Source organism: Deinococcus sp. QL22, assembly GCF_023370075.1.
Classification (GTDB): domain Bacteria; phylum Deinococcota; class Deinococci; order Deinococcales; family Deinococcaceae; genus Deinococcus.
On record NZ_CP097153.1, the window covers coordinates 157,096 to 174,090 of the forward strand.

Here is a 16,995-nt window from a genome sequence, read left to right on the forward strand (position 1 = left end):
ACACTGCTGGACAACATGCGGATGGATCAAGCTGTTCGAAGGCTGGACAAGAGAACCCGTCCTCTCACTCCAGCCCCTGCCCTCTACCAGCCACCCGCAACCGAGAGAGGGCAGGGGCGGCGGTCCGGCTTGGCGTCGTTCACGGGCAGTCAGCCTCCCCCAACCCCGTTCAGGCCACATCACCTCTCAGGCCGGCGGGGAGGGCGCCAATTGAGGAAACGTTTCCATCAACACAGCTGCCTTTTGGGGCGGCCCAAGCAAAAACCCCTGTACGGCATCGCAATTGTGACGGCGCAAAAACTCCAGTTGCTCCGGCCGCTCAACGCCTTCTGCGGTCACCGCCAAATCCAGCGCGTAGGCCAGATTCATGACCGCTTTGACCAGCACTTCATCCCGCATGGATGAGACCGCGTGGCCGCCCACCTCTGCGATGAAGGTGGCGTTGATTTTCAGCGCGTCCACAGAGTAGTGCTTGAGGTAAGACAGATTGGAATACCCGGTGCCGAAATCATCGATCACAATGCGCACCCCCAATCTTTTCAGCGCCTGCAAGGTCGCTTCGGCATCCTGTACCTGTACCAGCATACTTTCGGTCAGTTCAAGTTCGAGGTGCCATGGGGCCAGCCCAGCGGACTCCAGCGCCCACATGACGGTCTCCATCAGGTCAGGTTGCTGGAACTGCCGGGCCGAAAGATTGACGGCCAGGCGCAACTGCGGCATGCGGATGACCCACTGCGCTGCCTGTTCACACGCTTGGCGCAGCACCCACGCACCGATGGGCACGATGAGTCCCGTCACTTCTGCGAGAGGAATAAACTCTCCGGGCAAGATGAGGCCCAGTTCGGGGTGCTGCCAGCGCAGCAACGCTTCCACGCCCACCAGCTGACCTGTCCGGGTATCCAGTTGCGGCTGATACTGAATGGTGAATTCTTGGCGCTCCAGGGCGCGGTGCAGCCCACTTTCCAGCGTCATGGCCAGGAGTGGCTCCTCGCTGTCTGGACGGTACAGGGCGTAGCCGCCGCCCTGACGCTTGGCCTGATACATCGCGGTGTCGGCGCGCTGCATGAGCAGTTCAGCGCGGGCGCCGTGGCGGGGCAAGATGCTGAAGCCCAGACTCAGCTGCATAAAAATCTCACGCCCCGCCAAGAGAAACGGTTGACTGAACGTATGGAGGAGCCGTTCGGCGACCTGCTGAACCGCTTGGGGGGTGGCCGCTTGATCCAGCAACAACAAAAACTCGTCGCCCCCCATGCGCGCCAGGAGCTCGTCCCGTCTCAGCGCTCCCCGAAGTCGAATCGCTACTTGTTGCAGCAGGGCGTCCCCAACGCTGTGGCCGAGCGTGTCATTGATCAGCTTGAAACGGTCGAGATCCATCAGACCCACTGCAATCAGTTGGTCAGGGTCGCCGTGGGCCAGCAGGCGCTCGAGTTCTCGTTCGAACAGCACCCGGTTGGGCAGGCTGGTCAGGGCGTCATGCAGGCTCCGCCGTTCCAACTCTGCTTGCGACGCCCAACTCTGCATGACCAAGGCCGCCAGTCCTGCGGCGGCCTCCAGCCCGGCGCGTTCGTCGGCGTCCGGGAGCCGGTCTTCTTGAGACTGGATCTGAAGTCTGCCGAGGAGGGCGCCGCTCCTGTCGGTGATGGCCTGATCCCAAGGGGACAGCTGTGCGTGGGGACCTGGGGGCACCTCACTCCCTTTCGGCTCGGCCGCCACCGTCAAGCTGTGTTGATGTTGACCCGGCAGCACGATGACGGCGCGCGCTCCCCCGAACTGCTGCTCTACCGTGGTCAGCAGCTTGGCCAGCACGTCCTCGAGGGGGGCATGGTTGATGGCCAACTCCCAGACCTGTGCCTGCGCGGTCTGGAGGTTTGCCGTGAACTGCCGGCGGGCCGTCACCTCCCGCTGCACGGCAACCCAGTGGGTCAGGGCGCCGCCTTCATCGGTCACGGGAGACAGCGTCAGGTCTGCCCAGTACACGCTCCCGTCTTTACGTCTGTTCAGCAGGTTGGCCTGCACGCCGGCGCCTTGGCGCAGACTGTTGCTCAGGCGGTCGAGGGTGGTACGGGTGTTGCCCGGCCCCTGCAAGACGCGTAGCGGCTGTCCCAGGAGGTCAGCGAGCGTGTAGCCCGTCAGGCGGGTGAACGCCGCATTGACGTACACGATGCGCGGCTCCGGCATCCCTTTTTCCTGCGCACTGTCTCCTCCAGCGTCAGTCAGCAGCACCGCGTCTTGGCTCTGGTCAAGCGCGGCCGCGAGCACGAGTGCACCTGCCAGAGGCTGCGTCACGCGCCCGAAACTCTGGCAGGATCGCCCCAACTCCCGTCTTGCCCGTGGCCGCCGCCTGCGGACCACATCTGATCTGCTCGAATGGTCTGATCCGGCGTTGCTTGGTTTCCAAGGGGTTGTCTCGGTGCAGTCACCTTTCCCCCAAAATTCTCGGAAGCTCCATGACACCAGACAAGTCTGGTGTCAGCCAGAAGAAGCAGACAGGTGGACGCATCAAGGGGTGGGACTGAACCGGACAAATCAACCTCTAGGAATGAAATCAAACGATGGAGACCCAGTCTTCTCTTCAACGCTGGAGCGGCGGAACAGAGCCAAAGCCGCCAGCCCTCCTCTTTGTCTGTTGTCAAGGACAACCGGGCCACAATCAGCCCTCTAGACCCTGACAAATTCTTCCAGAAGCAGTGATACCTGGCTTGCCTCTGCGCTCACCTCAACAGCGGGGAGACTATGAATTGAGCGTCGATTGCATGGCACAGACCTTATCAGCAGGCGAAAGTCCTTCGCTTGAGCAATCATTCAGCTGACGGGCCAACAATCACACGCTTCGGTGATCTTGGCCTGCACGCAGCGCCTTCAGCGTGAGATGCAGGGCCGCTTGGCCGCAAGGATCCATGTCCAGCAGCAGGCGGCCCAGCCGGGTGGCCTCGTCCGGATTCCCCGCGAGCAGCGCCCCCGCCCGCTCATACAAGGCACGCGACAGGGCGTACCGCAGCCGTCATCGCGTGGCTGGGTGTCTACCTTTGGTTCAGAGCCAAGCCGCCCGAGCGATGGGCCCGTGCTGCCCTGCCACTCGTTCCCGGATCTTCAGGCTCTCTCAAAGTTCAGCCCGACTGGGCTACCGATAATGCGCCCATGAAACGCGTTCCACAGGCCTCCTCTTCAATACGCAGCGGCTTCGTTCAAGTGCGTGGAGCGCGCGAACACAACCTCAAAAACGTGGATGTCGAGTTACCGCGTGACGCTCTGGTGGTGTTTACCGGCGTTTCTGGGTCAGGCAAATCGTCACTGGCCTTTGGCACGCTCTATGCCGAGGCGCAGCGGCGCTATCTGGAATCGGTATCCCCGTATGCACGGCGGCTGTTTCATCAGGTGGGGGCGCCGGATGTCGACGCCATAGAGGGGCTGCCGCCCGCGGTGTCGCTGCAGCAGCAGCGCGGCTCACCCACGACGCGCTCGTCGGTGGGCAGCGTCAGCACCCTGTCCAACCTGTTGCGGATGCTGTATTCGCGGGCGGGTGACTACCCAGCCGGGCAAGGGCTCATTTATGCCGAAGGGTTCTCGCCCAATACGCCAGAGGGCGCCTGCCCGAGCTGTCACGGACTGGGCCGAATCTATGACGTGACCGAGGCATCTATGGTGCCCGACGACTCGCTGACCATCCGGCAACGGGCCATCGCGGCTTGGCCGACGGCCTGGGGCGGCCAAAACCAGCGCGATATTCTGATAGCCCTGGGCTACGACGTCGACCGACCCTGGCGCGAGCTCCCGCAGGCAGACCGCAACTGGATTTTGTTTACCGACGAGCAACCTGTGGTTCCCGTCTATCCAGGCTTGACGCCGGAAGAAACCAAACGCGCCCTGAAACGCAAATCGGAACCCAGTTATATGGGTACGTTCACCAGTGCCCGCAGGCATGTGCTCCATACCTTTGCGACCACCCAGAGCGCCGCCATGAAAAAGCGGGCGGCCCAGTTCATGCTTAGCCGGGAGTGTCCCGCTTGCCACGGCAAGCGGCTGCGGCCAGAAGTCCTGAGCGTCACATTCGCGGGGCTGGACATCGCTGACTTGTCACGCTTGCCCCTCCAGCGCGTCTCGGAACTGCTCACGCCGTTTGCGCGGGGCACGGCCAGCGGGCAGGCCCAGCGGGAAGCGGCACACCCCGAGCAAGTGATGGCCCTTCAGCGCATGGCTGAAGATCTGGTGGCGCGGCTGGACGTCTTGCTGGATTTGGGCCTCGACTACCTGACCTTGGAGCGCAGCACACCCACCCTCTCGCCCGGCGAATTGCAGCGGCTCCGCCTGGCAACCCAGCTGTATTCCAATCTGTTCGGCGTTGTGTATGTGCTCGATGAGCCCTCTGCCGGGCTGCATCCCGCCGATACCGAGGCGCTCCTGGCCGCGCTTGACCGCCTGAAGGCCGGGGGCAATTCCCTGTTTGTGGTCGAACATGATCTGGAGGTGGTGCGCCGGGCCGACTGGCTGATTGACGTGGGGCCAGCGGCAGGCGAGCAGGGCGGCCAAATCCTGTACAGCGGCCCCCCGGCGGGCCTGGCCGACGTGGCACAGTCGCAGACTGGACGCTATCTGTTCGGCCAGGTCACTGCGCCGCCGCGCCCTGCCAGGTCTCCCAGCGGTTGGTTGCACCTCAGCGGCGCCGCCCGCAACAACCTGAACGGAGTGGATGCGGCCTTTCCACTGGGGGTCTTGACCAGCGTCACCGGGGTATCCGGGTCAGGCAAATCCAGCCTGGTCAGCGGCGTGCTGGTGGAGGTACTGGCCGCCCACCTACATCAGGATGTGCCTGCCCCGGAAGACGCCGAGCTGGATGACGGGGCCCCGACCACGCTCGGCGGCACGCTGACCGGCGACCTGACCCAGGTTCGGCGGCTGGTGCAAGTGAACCAGAAGCCGATCGGCCGCACCCCAAGGTCGAATATGGCGACGTACACCGGGCTGTTCGACCACGTCCGCAAACTGTTTGCCGCCACGCCGCTGGGCCGCGCTCGCGGCTACGATGCGGGCCGCTTTTCTTTCAACGTCAAGGGAGGGCGCTGCGAGCACTGTCAGGGTGAAGGCTTTGTGATGGTGGAATTGCTGTTCTTGCCCAGCGTGTACGCGCCTTGTCCGGTCTGTCAGGGCACGCGCTACAGCGCCGAAACCCTGGAAGTGCAGTACCGGGGCCACAGTGTGGCAGGCGTCCTGCAAATGACCGTCGATGAGGCTGGGCATTTTTTTACGCAGGAAGCGCCGATTTTCCGCTCGCTGGAGGTCTTGCGGGAAGTGGGCCTGGGCTATTTGCGGCTGGGCCAACCTGCCACTGAGCTATCGGGCGGCGAGGCGCAGCGCATCAAATTGGCCACCGAACTGCAGCGGGCCGGGCGCGGCAATACCCTGTACGTACTCGACGAGCCGACCACTGGGCTGCATCCTGCCGATGTCGACCGCCTGACCAGGCAGCTGGACGGATTGGTGGCGGCAGGAAACACTGTCATCGTGGTCGAACATGACCTCCAGGTCATTGCCAGCAGCGACTGGGTCATCGACCTTGGCCCTGGGGCAGGCGATGGCGGCGGGCAAGTGGTGGCCGTGGGCACACCAGCCGAGGTCGCCCAAGCTGCCCACAGCCGGACGGCTCCTTATCTGGCCCGGTACTTGGCGCTGGAACAGCAGAAGTAGGCAGGGATCACCGGCGACCCCTCCGCACTGGACACCGTGTTGAACCACAGCCCCATCGGGGGCGTTCCTCTAACAGAAACAAGAATGAAGGCGGCTTGCTCTGAGGTGTTGCCCGCTTGCCGTGTAGATAGGGATAGGGTAGGAGCGCGGAGATCTCCCTGTTGCCTGTTCAGACTCGCCCCGATCCCTATGCCGCCCTGCGGTTTGCTGACTTCCGTGCCCTGTTGGTTGCCAGTGTGGGGTCGTCGTTGGCAAGCCGCATGATGGCGGTGGCTATTGGCTATCAGGTGTATGCGCTGACACGCGACCCGTTGGCACTGGGGTGGTTGGGCCTGGTTGAGGCTGTTCCGGCGCTGGGGTTGGCCCTGTTGGGCGGCCACTACGCCGACCGGCTGGATCGCCGCAGCATTTTGCTGATCACGCGGGCGGTCTTTACCCTCTGCGCCGCGCTGCTGTCGGTGGTGTCCTACCGGGAAGGGCCAGAAACGTTGATCTTGCTCTACAGCTTGGTGTTTATGGCAGGTGTAGCTCGGGGGTTTGGCGATCCAGCGGCGTCTGCTTTTGAAACCCGGATCGTACCTGCCACCGCGTTTCTGAACGCTTCGTCTTGGCTGGGCAGTGTGGGACAGGCCAGTTCAATCATCGGGCCAACGCTGGGCGGCTTGTTGCTGGCCTCCTGGAGCGCCGCCGGAACCTACGCACTGGTCGCGGCATTGGCGCTGGCCTCTTGGGTGGGCCTGTGGCGCATCAGCCCAAGACCGCAGCCTGCGCCGCCCGAACAAGAAAGCATGCGCAGCAGTATCCTCAGCGGGCTGAAGTTCGTACGCCGCGACCCTGTGATCTTGGGATCCATGGCCCTTGACCTGTTTGCCGTGCTGTTTGGAGGCGTAGTGGCGCTGCTCCCTATTTTCGCCACCGATATCCTGAAGGTGGGACCGAGTGGCCTGGGCCTGATGCTGGCCGCCCCCGCCGCCGGAGCCTTGCTGGTCATGCTGTGGGCCGCCCGCTTTCCACCCGTGCGCAACAGTGGACGGATATTGCTGCTGGGCGTTGCGGGATTCGGTGTCAGCATCATCGTGTTCGCGCTGTCACAGACCTTGTTCCTATCGCTGGTGGCGCTGTTCTTTACTGGAGTCTTTGACGGCGTGAATATGGTGATTCGCAAGGCCATCTTGCGCCTGAGAACGCCTGACCATATGCGGGGAAGGGTGGCCGCCGTCAGCCTGTTGTTTATTGGGTCGAGCAATGAACTGGGCGCACTGGAAAGTGGTGTGGCCGCCAGCGCCTTCGGGACAGTACGTTCTGTGTGGCTGGGCGGCGTCGTTACCCTTGTGGTGGTCGGTGCGGTGGCCCTACGCGTGCCCAGTCTCCGCAGGCTGCACCTGGACGCCCCCGAAGCTGAACCGGAACGCCCGTTGCCTGCTGACTGAAACGCGCCTGCTGTGCCACCCCAATTGTCTTGCCCTGCAACGCGCCAACCAAGGTGCCCTGGTCGGGACAGCACAAGGTCAGCGGCTGCCCTGCCTGGTCAACGCGGTTCCAGACGGCACCTGAACCCCGCAGAACTGCCTCATGGAAGTGCTGGCCAGCGTTGGGGGGGAGTCAAGGTGTGACGCGCTCCGGCTCCCGCCGTAAGCCTGCCAGACCCGCCAAGCCCAACACGCCCAGCCAGCTCCAGTCAAATCCGTCATCGTTGTTATTGGTGGTGGTGTCGGTCGTGGGCGTGTCAGTGGTGTCCGTGATGTCTGGCGCGAACGCGGGCGTGGCCGGGGTCAAGGTTGGAGTGCCCACAAAAACTGGACGGCGTGAAGTAGAGACCAAGGCTCGCCTGAGCCGAGGCTCTCCTCGAAGTTGTCCAAACATTGGGGCCAGCCCAACCGTATGAGCGCAGATATCACTGCACAGGGAAGTGGAGTGAACATATCGTGCAGATACACAGGCGCGGATGTGTGCCGGGGTGGGCGGATTCCGTCTTACAGTGCAGTGAGGCAACATCACCCTTTGTGGTGATGCCCGGATGCGGTAGGTCACCTATTCTGGCCATCATGCCGCTGAAATCACTGTCTAACCGTCTGGGCCACTCTTGATCTGCTGGCAACGGTGACGCGCTGATCAGCCCTCTCCTCTCATCCTCCTCAATCCACGTTCTGTCTGCGTTTTGTGGTTCTCAAGGAGACCTGATGATTCGTTTGACGATGCTCACCGCCATGCTCATTCTCTGCTCCACCGCTAGAGCGGCTGCGACCACTCAGGCCGCCATTTTGACGGCAGTTCAGTCCAGTGGATCGATCTCCAAGACGCTGACGCTCGACTTTATAGAGCTTTACCGGGACAGCCCCACAGACATTGCGCGTGCCATCCGGGCGCGGCGCGTGGTCTCTCAACAAGAGTTCTGGCTTAAAGCGCCCGGCGGATTGATGACCTTCAATACAAACCCTCAACTGCGTAAGTTGAAGACCACTCCTCGAACAACTTATGAGTTGCAATGTTTGAATACCCAGCAGAGTATCCGCCCACTACGCGTTTCTGAGGCGACCTTTTTCCGTGCCTGGCAAGGCAGCACCACCTGCTGGCCACTGGAGGTCGCCAACAGAATGGTCGTGGAATTGACTGTTGAAGGCGCTGCCATCGTCAAGATCACGCAGGTCTATCTCCCATAAGTCCCCTTGTGCTGGCGATCCGTATAACCGATTGACTCGGCAACACCAACGACTGTTCCAAAGGAGCACGCCTTGAAACGAACCCTCATGACCCTCTTGCTCGTCGCCACCAGCTTCGCCGGCGCAGCAGCCACCCCTTTCGACCGTCTGTTCCCCAGTGTGCGTGTCATCACCCGGGCAGGTGACTTCCGAGCAGGGGAAGCTTACGGCGCGTACCAGTACCGCCTCACCCCCAGTACCACGTTCGACGTCTCTTACCAGCTGCGCCTCACCACCGCACAGCAGGTCGCCCGCATCCAAACGGTGACGTTCTCTGTGCTCCCACAAGGGCCAGACGTGTCTGCCCTCAAGGCCGCGCCGCGCCGGGTCACGGCGCAGCTGTTCGCGACGGTGGCACAGCAATGTTTCGGGATGCGCTCTGAGCGCGTCCCCGCTCTTCAAGCCTGGGTTCAGCGCACCGCTACCAGCGGTGACATGGCCAGCAACAGTGTTCAGTTTGGCCCCGTCAAGCTGGCCTTCGAGCGCACGCAGAGTTCTGGGGCAGGCTACTACGACCTCAGCTACACCTTCGGGCGAGACGGCAGCCCCGGCAGTGCTTCCTGGGCCGCGTACTGCACCTTTTTCTGAGCACGAAGAGCCTCTGGAGGCGTGACCTGCCTGCACGGATGTTGCTAGGCGGGTGAGCAGTGTCTCAGGCTGGAAGAGCGACGCGAGCACCGGCACTTCCCCTGTTTCCCATCTAGGGGTACGCTGGGCTGTTCCTCCACTACACGTTCGGATTCTCCCCTCACAGTCAGAAAGTGCCGACTCGGCGCATTCTCAGCACTTGTCTAGGGAAGCTCCAGGCAACAGTACTGGGCCATCGAAGAAGGTGTCTTCCCGGCTGGCGCCGGTCAAGGCCCAGCGCGGGGAGGACTGGGGGATTGAGCGTTTCCCGGTCTAGCTCGGGAAAGCCTTCACTTTGCGCTTCGTAGCACCCTTAAACCACCCCCTTGATGCCTGCAGCAGGCTCAGGGAGTTTGCGCTTCCAAGTATTCGGCCAAGCGATCCCACGTTTGGGTGATGCCGTGCAACATCCCCATGTCCATCACGGTCTGTAAGGCTGCAGCAGTCGCGTAGGAGCCGCGGTTGGTGACTTTGGTGCCGCCTTCAACCTCCTCAAAAGTCAGCGTTGAGAGGGTGGGCGGCAACTCCGCGTTGATCTGACCTTCAGCATCGGAAAAGTAGTCGGTGTATACGATGCGGGCCGGAGCTTCGATGTCCTGATAGATACCCAGTCCCCATGACTCCATACCGTAAAACTCTCCCTGAGTTTCGTCCACGCATTTCATGCAGTAATGCCAGCGTCCACCCGGACGAAAATCAACGGTGCAGACGGGCAATTCCCAGCCTCTGGGTCCCCACCACTGACTCAACTGCTCTGGCGTTGAAAACGCAGCAAAGACCAGTGGGCGGGGCGCCCTAAACACACGCTCAAGAATGAGGTCGGTTCCGGCTTCAACTCTGGACGTCATGGCAGTGGCGGGACGGGTCATAAGAACCTCCGAAATGGGGAAAGTTACTGTGGTTACGGGTCAGTAGGCAGGGCGAGCGGTGGAGGAGCGTCAGGGCTGTTGGGCTGCTGGAGCCGCTGTAAATGGGTGTCAAGTTGGTCGAAGCGATCTGCCCAGAGGGATCGGTAGGAACCGATCCAATCGTCCAAGTCCTGAAAAGGCTGGACGCGTAACCGATAGATGCGCCGGTTGGCGATGGCTTCGGCTTCGACCAGACCCGCGTCACTGAGGACGCGAAGGTGCTTAGACGCTTGGGGCTGGCGAATCTGAAGACGCAGAGCAATTTCACCGACCGTGAAGGGCCCCTGGCGCAACAGTTCAATGATGTGAAGCCGGGTTGGTTCGGCCAGCGCGCTCAGGGTCGCGGAATCCACGGTCATGCTTCCTCCTTTCCCTCAAGAGGGTAGGTTGAACTGCCATCAATATACCATACTGGGAATATTCCCGCAAGAGGACATACGCTTCCTCGGTGATCGTTCGATCCGGTCAGGTGATGCCTGTGCCAAGCCCAAGTTGCCATGGTGTGGCTACCCTCAGCGCGGCGTGTTTGGGCCGCCAATCTTCTCCAGCGCCAGGGCGCGCGAGGGCGGCCTCGCCAAAAGCCGCTTGGCCTGTGGAGGTGAGGCTTCAAGGGTCGCACGAGAGCGGGAACTTCTGTTCCCGCTCAGAGGAATTCCCTTAGCGAACGCTGAAATGTTGGCCAAATCCTATGAGTACTCTCGCTCAGCGAAACAACTCGCGCAGCGTTCAAGTGGACGTCTTGATCTACAGGGGCACGGCATCCGAGGGCCAGTACAGGCCACTGAGGTGTTCGCGGTCACCTGTCCGGAGCTTAAAGAGGGCGGCGACGGTTTGACCGTTAGCCGGCTGAAGACCTTCGAGTTTCAAGGCGTCAATGATGGCGAGGTCTGAGGGATAGGTTTGTTGGTAGGTGGGGATTCTATCTTTAGGCATGACGGGACTCTTCCGCCGGCTCTAGCGCGGGCCCAGGCGGGCACACAGTATCCCTCAGTGGAGAGGGGGCCGAACGTGGGCTGGAGAGAGTGCGGGCTCATCACGCTGAAGCACTTGGTGTTCGGCCAGCCGCGGGCGAAACCATCCTGGTCTCAAACAGCAGCTTGAGCCTCCGCTGTTCCCCACACCAGCCTTCCGATGCAGTTGGCGAATGGCTCAGCCGCTGACCCTGGGTGATGTTCCTTGATCCGAGGGCCGTTCACGAGTGCGGCGGCGCCCACGGCTCGTCCCTCACGCCTTTGGCTCAGGTGCTTCCAAGCCGGACGTGTCCCGAAGGACCGAGGTTTAGGGCCGTGAACGTTTACTCGGGCCGTGCAGCCACCAGGCGCTGGAGCGTCAGGGCATTGTCCACTGCAGCGCCCGACGCCGTGTTGTCAAAGACCACCCACACCCGATCCGCCGCGTGTCCATGAAGCGTGCGGGTCAGGCCCAGAAGGGTCTCCTCGGCGTAGCTGGAGGCGTAGATTCTCGGCGAGCCGTGCCACCGGTAGTAAGTGGTCTCCCCGAACCCACCCGGCACGGCCGCCCCGGGCGTCACCAACGGATCAGCCGCCACGCGCCCAATGCTGAACGTGGCCAACAGCTCGTCCGCTTCGGGCGTGAACCAGGACGGATGCCGGGGTTCGCACACCACCGGCACGGGCGTGATCCGCCGGAGGGCCTGAAAGAACGTGCGGGCCAGCTCAGAAGCAAACACCAGGCTGGGGGGCAACTGGACGAGGAGGCACCCCAGCTTGTGCCCCAGGCCACCCGCCTCACTGAGGAAGACCGACAGCAGGGGCTCACACCCGTGTAACCGTGCGTCATGGGTGATGGTTCTGGGGAGCTTGACACTGAACCTGAAGGCGTCTGGAACCGTGTCGGCCCAGCGTTGGTAGGTGCTCTGGCGATGGGGGCGGTAGAACGAGGAGTTGATCTCGACCGCGTTCAGGCGGGTGGCATACCGCTGCAGCACGCTCTCGCCCGGACCGAAGAGGGAACGCTGGCCACTGGCGATGTTCCAACCGGCACAGCCGAGGTACAGGGAGGAGTCCGGCATGTCCAATGGTGACATGTGGCGTTGGGTAGCGCTCACCGCGTGGTGTGGCATTGATGAGAGGCAAGACGACATCCCCCTCGGGCGGCCATGTTGACCGTTCATTCCCTACCGGTCGTGACGCTGGGCCTGGTAATGCTGGCCGTCGCGGGTGATCGGGGCACGATTTTCTCCCCATGCACCTGTGTCCCTGCCTGCTTCGCCCTGATGGCCACAGGCCTAGTCCCGTGGCCTACTCCACCCATCGTTTCACCCACCCTCGGCAGAATGGTCGCGGGCGCATTCGCTCTGCCGGCTCTGCAAAGGGAGAGCCGTCTTAAGGAAGCTTGGGCAAGGTAAAGCAAAACGTCGCGCCCTGACTCACTTGACCCTCGGCGGCCACCTGACCCCCATGCCGCAAGACAATCCGCCGCACCGTCGCCAAGCCCACCCCCGTGCCCTCAAACTCCTCCTGACGGTGCAGCCGCTGGAATACCCCAAATAACTTGTCTTTGTACCGGTTGTCAAAACCTGTCCCATTGTCGTGCACATGGATCATCCACTTATGCGTATGCTCTTCAGCCCAGACCTCAATCCGCGCCTGCGCGGCATGACGGCTGTACTTCAGGGCATTCGACAGCAGATTCAGCATCACCTGCCGCAACAATTGCGGGTCACCCATCACGATCGGCAGGGCCCGCACTTGCCACTCCACCTGGCGTCCTCGTTCCTCATACGCCAACTCCGCCTGGAGCCCAGTCACCAACGCCCCCAGATCCACCAAGCGCATCTGGAGGGGTTGTCTGGCCGTGCGAGAGAGATCGAGCATGGCATCAATGAGGGCATTCATCCGCTGGGCGGAGTCCTCAATGATCTTCAGGGAGCGCGCTGAGGCGGGATCCAACCGCTCACTCAGCGACTTGCGCAGCAAGCTACTAAACCCATTGATATGCCGTACCGGAGTCCGTAAGTCATGTGAGACGCTGTAGGTAAAGGCCTCCAGCTCATCATTGGTGGCCTGGAGTTTCTGACGTTCTGCCAGGACTTGGGCCACCCCCTCAGCTCGTTCCAGGGCCGAGGTGAGATTGTGAAGGGCAGCCTCCAGCACAACGTGATCAACAGCGGTCCAAGAGCGTTGTTCAAATAACGCCACACAAAACACCCCAACCGGCTTGCCGTGAATCAGCACGGGCAAAGACACCGCCGTGTTGACATGCCCGATCACCTCCGCAGGGGTATCTGTGCCGTGCGCATAGTGGTCCTGATACCAGGGCTGGAGGCTGGTGAACGGCTTCAGAACCCCCTGTGCTTCATAGCGCAGCCCTGCGTCCACGACCGCCTGCAACGCTTCACTCCCCAGACTGCCCACTTGCGACTTGACGCGCCAGCGGGGCTGCGGCCCATCTTGCAGCTCGTAGTACACCGCGTACCCCAGGGGCAACAAGCCCAACACAATCTCTTGAGCCCGCCGGATCAGGGGGAAGCGGTCTGTCTCCAAGCTCAGGTCACGCGTGAGTTGAGCAAAGGCTTCGAGCGCCTGATTGCGTACGTCGACTTCCTGGGTGCGCTGTTGCAATTGATGCTCGGCCAGCACGCGGTGAGTCGTTTCGGAGACTGTGACCAAGATGCCGGCGACGCTGGACTGCTCGTCATACACCGGGCTGTAACTCAGGGTGAAGTAGCCATCTTCCTGTCCTCCGTGGCGAGTCAGGGACAGCGGTTGATCCACAAACTGCAAGGAGACGCCCTGAGTCAGCACCTGGTGATAGATGGGCGCGTTGAAACTCCACACCTCGGGCCAGCACTGTTGAGTGGGTTGGCCGAGACCCGCCGGATGTTTGCCGTCCATGACCTCCCGGTAGCCATCGTTATAGAGCTGGATCAACTCTTCGCCCCAGAGCAAGACCATAGGAGTGGCGGTGTTGAGCAGCAGATTAACGACGGTTCGTAAACTGTCTGGCCACAAGTCGGGCGATCCCAAGGGGGTCAGCGACCAGTCGAGGGCCTGCATGTCTTGCGCGAGGTCACTCTGCCCGAGGAAGAAGGCGGGAGGGACAGCACGAGGAGCAGCGGGGGGTGTCATGGAAAGCTGAGGATAGGTCAGTGCAAACAGACCTGGATAGCCGGAGTTTTATTCATCTATCAGTCGAGCGGCAAGCGCTGAAGAAGCTAAGGACAGCCGTGCTTCCAAGACCCAGAGCGTGTCCAGCCGAATTCACGCATCAGTGGCAGGCCGGCTGGGTCAACGTCAATGACGACGTACCTGCTGAGTGAGGGTAGGAAGGTGAGCGGTCTGCAATGCCATGAGGATCCGCCGCTCCATCCCTCCAGTGGCCTCCAGCACCCCCAGGGTCGGTGGCCTCTGGGTCAGCCGCTCGATCAAGTGCACGATCCCGGCAGCAAGGCGACATCCAGGCGGAACTTCGAAATGTCACTTCCAACGAAATATTCTTGGCTGGACATAACAGCCTCCTAAACAAGGGGATGGGGACGTGTTCCCGCCAAGCACGGGCTTGCAGAGACGAACTCTTCGGTTCAGGCACTTGTTCGGGCTTCAGGCGGGGACGGGGGAACGCGGCGATCCCAGCTCATGCGCGGTGCTCGCCACCTGTCGCCAGGACGATCTGCCGCGTCCAGTCCCACCCTCAACAGACAAGCCGCAAGGCGAACTGCTGGGACAACAGCGTTCTGGAGAGCTTTTTCAGCTCCCTGAACTAGGAGCTGCTGGACACGGCTCCCTTCGAGAGCCGGGCCGTTGCTCGCCAAGCGATCTTCGAATATATCGAGGTGTTCTCCAATCGACAACGCCGTCATTCGACACTGGACGACTTGACACCACACAAGTTCGAGCGCTAAGCAGGGGTGGCTTAACCCGACGTATGCAAGACCGACTCAAGCCTACTCCCGGGTTGCCAAAGGCATTGCGCCAACAGGCTGGGCACTCACTGAAGATGCAGAGCTCAAGCGTTTGGCGCGTTCAGGGGCTGGGTGCGTGGGCTGAGACTTCGTCCTGAACCTGGAGTTCATCCATACGCACGCTCCGGTGGTAACGCACCAGCGCGATTCCGTACGGCGCGAGCGTCATAACCTGCGGCAGATAGGTTCCATTTTCAAAGCAAAGCCCACCATCAGGAAGCCTGATCTGCAAGGGTTGAGTCGGATGAACGTTCAACAGATGCAGTACACAGGTCTCCCCCAGTTCAGAAAGGGTCACGTTGAGCCTTTCTGGGAGGCGGCACATGGGAACGTCAGCATGGAGCAACACCTGCGCCAGCAGATCAATCACGGCCTCTTCGGGAAAATCGCCGGCGAGGTAATACGCTTTCCCAGCACCAAAGTGGTGGGACGTCACCGCAGGTTGGCCGGCTATAAAGTCTTGCTGGAAGGTTGCCAACATTTCTGCGCCCGTGAGGTGGATAACTTCAGCCCAGTTGAAGACGTCGTAAGTCGTGCCACTGTTCAGCAGCTGAATTTGATTTTTCTCGTGAGGCTGCAAGACGACCCATTCTTCGACCCAGAGCCCCAGCACGTCACCTAGCAGGGCCGGGTATCCGCCGAGCTGGACATGCTCGTGCTCATCGACGATACCACTGAAAAAGCCGCTGACCAACGTGCCGCCTGATGCGACAAAGCGGCGGACATTCTGGGCGGCAGGATGAGACAGCAGGTACTGGTTGGGCAGGGCCACGACGTCGTAGGCACTGAGATCACCCTCAGGATGAACGAAATCGACGTTCTGCCCCAGTTGCTTGAGAGCGGCGTACCACTTTTGCACCAAGGGCATCAGCTTCAGAGCTGCAGGCTTACTGTCAATCTCCAAAGCCCACCAGTTGTTCCAATCAAACATTATGGCCACGCGGGCCGGCAGCCGCGCCTGGGTCAGTTCAGCGAGGGTCTTGAGTTCCTGTCCAAGAGCTTTCACTTCCTGCCAGACTCTAGACCGCTCTGGTCCCACATGCTGCACCATGCCACTGTGGTACTTCTCTGCGCCAGCACGGGAAGCACGCCATTGAAAGAACATCAGACCGCTCGCTCCATGCGCGAGTGCTTGATGGTTGAGCAGCCGCATCAAGCCGGGCCGTTTCAGGGAATTGCGCTCACGCCAGTTCACAGCGCTGGTCGCCTGTTCCATCAAGATCCACCGCTGCCCACCCCGCAACGAGCGCATCATGTCGTAGCTCATTCCCGCTTCGAAATGAGGACGGCTGCCACCAGGATCAGGATAAGCGTCCAGAGAGACGACGTCTTCCTCCTGTGCCCACTTAAAGTAATCCAAACCCGGCAAGAATCCCAAGAAATTGGTGGTCACCGGAATGTGGGGCGTCATGTTCCGGAGGACGTCCGCTTCCAACCGGTACAGGGTGAGAAGATTGTCGCTAGAAAAGCGCCGCCAGTCGAGTTGCTGTGTCGGATTGGCGTAGGTGGGAGCGCGGCGGGGCGGTTGGATTTCTGCCCAGTCGCCGTACCGCTGGCTCCAGAAAGCAGTGCCCCAGGCGAAATTGAGGGTGTCGAGCGTTCCGTATTTGTCGCGTAACCAACTCCGGAACTCTTCAGCACAGAGAGAGCAAAAGCACTGATCAACGTGGCAGCCGTACTCATTGTTGACATGCCACAGCTTGAGGGCCGGATGATCCTGATAGCGCCGCGCCAACTGCTCAGTCAACTCCCGGACATGGGTACGGAAGGCCTTGTGGCTGGGGCAATAGAGCTGCCGTCCACCCACTTCCAGCCGCACACCGTCGGCCGTCACGGGTTTGGAGTCTGGATATTTGAGGGACAACCAGGGGGGCGGAGACGCTGTAGCTGTGGCCAAATTCACCCCGATGCCATGCTCGTGAAGCAAGTCCATGACCTCGTCTAGCCAGTCGAAAATATAGGTACCGGGTTGAGGTTCGAGGTGAGCCCACGAGAAGATGCCGAGGGAAACGAGGTTCACGCCCGCCTCATTCATCAGCCGGACGTCTTCACGCCAGATTTCGCGGGGCCATTGTTCCGGATTGTAATCTGCACCGTAAATGATGCCGTCAAAGTTGTTGATGTCAAACATACGAGACCTTTTTGACCTAAAGAA

Annotated in this window: 13 protein-coding genes and 1 pseudogene; 5 read left to right on the plus strand and 9 right to left on the minus strand. The window is 61.4% G+C overall.

All coding sequences use genetic code 11. The features are described from left to right. Positions 1-186: 186 nt before the first annotated feature. Positions 187-2,286 carry a bifunctional diguanylate cyclase/phosphodiesterase gene (locus M1R55_RS25465; RefSeq protein WP_249396096.1) on the minus strand — a complete coding sequence of 700 codons (2,100 nt, stop codon included), beginning with the start codon at positions 2,284-2,286 and terminating at the stop codon, positions 187-189. 535 nt (positions 2,287-2,821) lie between these two features. Next, a complete protein-coding gene (locus tag M1R55_RS25470) occupies positions 2,822-2,974 on the minus strand; it encodes a hypothetical protein (protein WP_249396097.1) in 153 nt (50 codons plus the stop codon). A gap of 164 nt (positions 2,975-3,138) precedes the next feature. On the opposite strand from M1R55_RS25470, the gene uvrA reads away from it, so the two are divergent. Further along, complete coding sequence (uvrA, locus tag M1R55_RS25475; RefSeq protein WP_249396098.1) at positions 3,139-5,682, plus strand: excinuclease ABC subunit UvrA; 2,544 nt, start codon at positions 3,139-3,141, stop codon at positions 5,680-5,682. Between the two features lie 161 nt (positions 5,683-5,843). After that, positions 5,844-7,112, plus strand: a complete 1,269-nt coding sequence (locus M1R55_RS25480) for an MFS transporter (protein WP_249396099.1) — start codon at positions 5,844-5,846, stop codon at positions 7,110-7,112. Between the two features lie 172 nt (positions 7,113-7,284). Here the strand turns inward: M1R55_RS25480 and M1R55_RS25485 are convergent, their stop codons facing one another. Next, positions 7,285-7,458 carry a WGxxGxxG family protein gene (locus M1R55_RS25485; protein WP_249396100.1) on the minus strand — a complete coding sequence of 58 codons (174 nt, stop codon included), beginning with the start codon at positions 7,456-7,458 and terminating at the stop codon, positions 7,285-7,287. 404 nt (positions 7,459-7,862) lie between these two features. Here M1R55_RS25485 and M1R55_RS25490 point away from each other — a divergent pair, with 404 nt between their 5' ends. Next, positions 7,863-8,342, plus strand: coding sequence for a hypothetical protein (locus M1R55_RS25490; RefSeq protein WP_249396101.1), 480 nt, complete (start codon positions 7,863-7,865; stop codon positions 8,340-8,342). 72 nt (positions 8,343-8,414) lie between these two features. Further along, on the plus strand, positions 8,415-8,969 hold the full coding sequence (locus M1R55_RS25495) for a hypothetical protein (RefSeq protein WP_249396102.1): 555 nt from the start codon (positions 8,415-8,417) through the stop codon (positions 8,967-8,969). A gap of 383 nt (positions 8,970-9,352) precedes the next feature. On the opposite strand, the gene M1R55_RS25500 is transcribed toward M1R55_RS25495, so the two are convergent. The 5 genes from M1R55_RS25500 to M1R55_RS25520 all read right to left on the minus strand — a co-directional run bounded on the left by M1R55_RS25500 (position 9,353) and on the right by M1R55_RS25520 (position 14,007). Further along, positions 9,353-9,877, minus strand: a complete 525-nt coding sequence (locus M1R55_RS25500) for an SRPBCC domain-containing protein (protein WP_249396103.1) — start codon at positions 9,875-9,877, stop codon at positions 9,353-9,355. Positions 9,878-9,909: 32 nt separating this feature from the next. Continuing rightward, the gene (locus M1R55_RS25505) at positions 9,910-10,275 is read right to left on the minus strand and encodes a helix-turn-helix transcriptional regulator (protein WP_249396104.1); all 366 of its coding nucleotides are present in this window, start codon (positions 10,273-10,275) and stop codon (positions 9,910-9,912) included. Between the two features lie 385 nt (positions 10,276-10,660). Continuing rightward, positions 10,661-10,849 (minus strand): hypothetical protein, encoded by a 189-nt coding sequence (locus tag M1R55_RS25510; protein WP_249396105.1) that lies wholly within the window; start codon positions 10,847-10,849, stop codon positions 10,661-10,663. 361 nt (positions 10,850-11,210) lie between these two features. Continuing rightward, positions 11,211-11,948 carry a DUF72 domain-containing protein gene (locus M1R55_RS25515; RefSeq protein WP_249396106.1) on the minus strand — a complete coding sequence of 246 codons (738 nt, stop codon included), beginning with the start codon at positions 11,946-11,948 and terminating at the stop codon, positions 11,211-11,213. 313 nt (positions 11,949-12,261) lie between these two features. Next, positions 12,262-14,007, minus strand: a complete 1,746-nt coding sequence (locus M1R55_RS25520; RefSeq protein WP_249396107.1) for an ATP-binding protein — start codon at positions 14,005-14,007, stop codon at positions 12,262-12,264. A 572-nt stretch (positions 14,008-14,579) separates the two neighbouring features. Here M1R55_RS25520 and M1R55_RS25525 point away from each other — a divergent pair. Then, a pseudogene (locus M1R55_RS25525) lies at positions 14,580-14,780 on the plus strand (IS3 family transposase); the annotation flags it as partial. Positions 14,781-14,901: 121 nt separating this feature from the next. Here the strand turns inward: M1R55_RS25525 and M1R55_RS25530 are convergent. Further along, on the minus strand, positions 14,902-16,971 hold the full coding sequence (locus M1R55_RS25530) for a beta-galactosidase (RefSeq protein ID WP_249396108.1): 2,070 nt from the start codon (positions 16,969-16,971) through the stop codon (positions 14,902-14,904). Positions 16,972-16,995 lie beyond the last annotated feature (24 nt).

Coding starts and splice junctions, on each gene's coding strand:
- M1R55_RS25520 (WP_249396107.1), bottom strand. CDS start 14,007: ATGACACCCCCCGCTGCTCCTCGTGCTGTCCCTCCCGCCTTCTTCCTC.
- M1R55_RS25515 (WP_249396106.1), bottom strand. CDS start 11,948: ATGCCGGACTCCTCCCTGTACCTCGGCTGTGCCGGTTGGAACATCGCC.
- M1R55_RS25500 (WP_249396103.1), bottom strand. CDS start 9,877: ATGACCCGTCCCGCCACTGCCATGACGTCCAGAGTTGAAGCCGGAACC.
- M1R55_RS25510 (WP_249396105.1), bottom strand. CDS start 10,849: ATGCCTAAAGATAGAATCCCCACCTACCAACAAACCTATCCCTCAGAC.
- M1R55_RS25530 (WP_249396108.1), bottom strand. CDS start 16,971: ATGTTTGACATCAACAACTTTGACGGCATCATTTACGGTGCAGATTAC.
- M1R55_RS25490 (WP_249396101.1), top strand. CDS start 7,863: ATGATTCGTTTGACGATGCTCACCGCCATGCTCATTCTCTGCTCCACC.
- M1R55_RS25505 (WP_249396104.1), bottom strand. CDS start 10,275: ATGACCGTGGATTCCGCGACCCTGAGCGCGCTGGCCGAACCAACCCGG.
- uvrA (WP_249396098.1), top strand. CDS start 3,139: ATGAAACGCGTTCCACAGGCCTCCTCTTCAATACGCAGCGGCTTCGTT.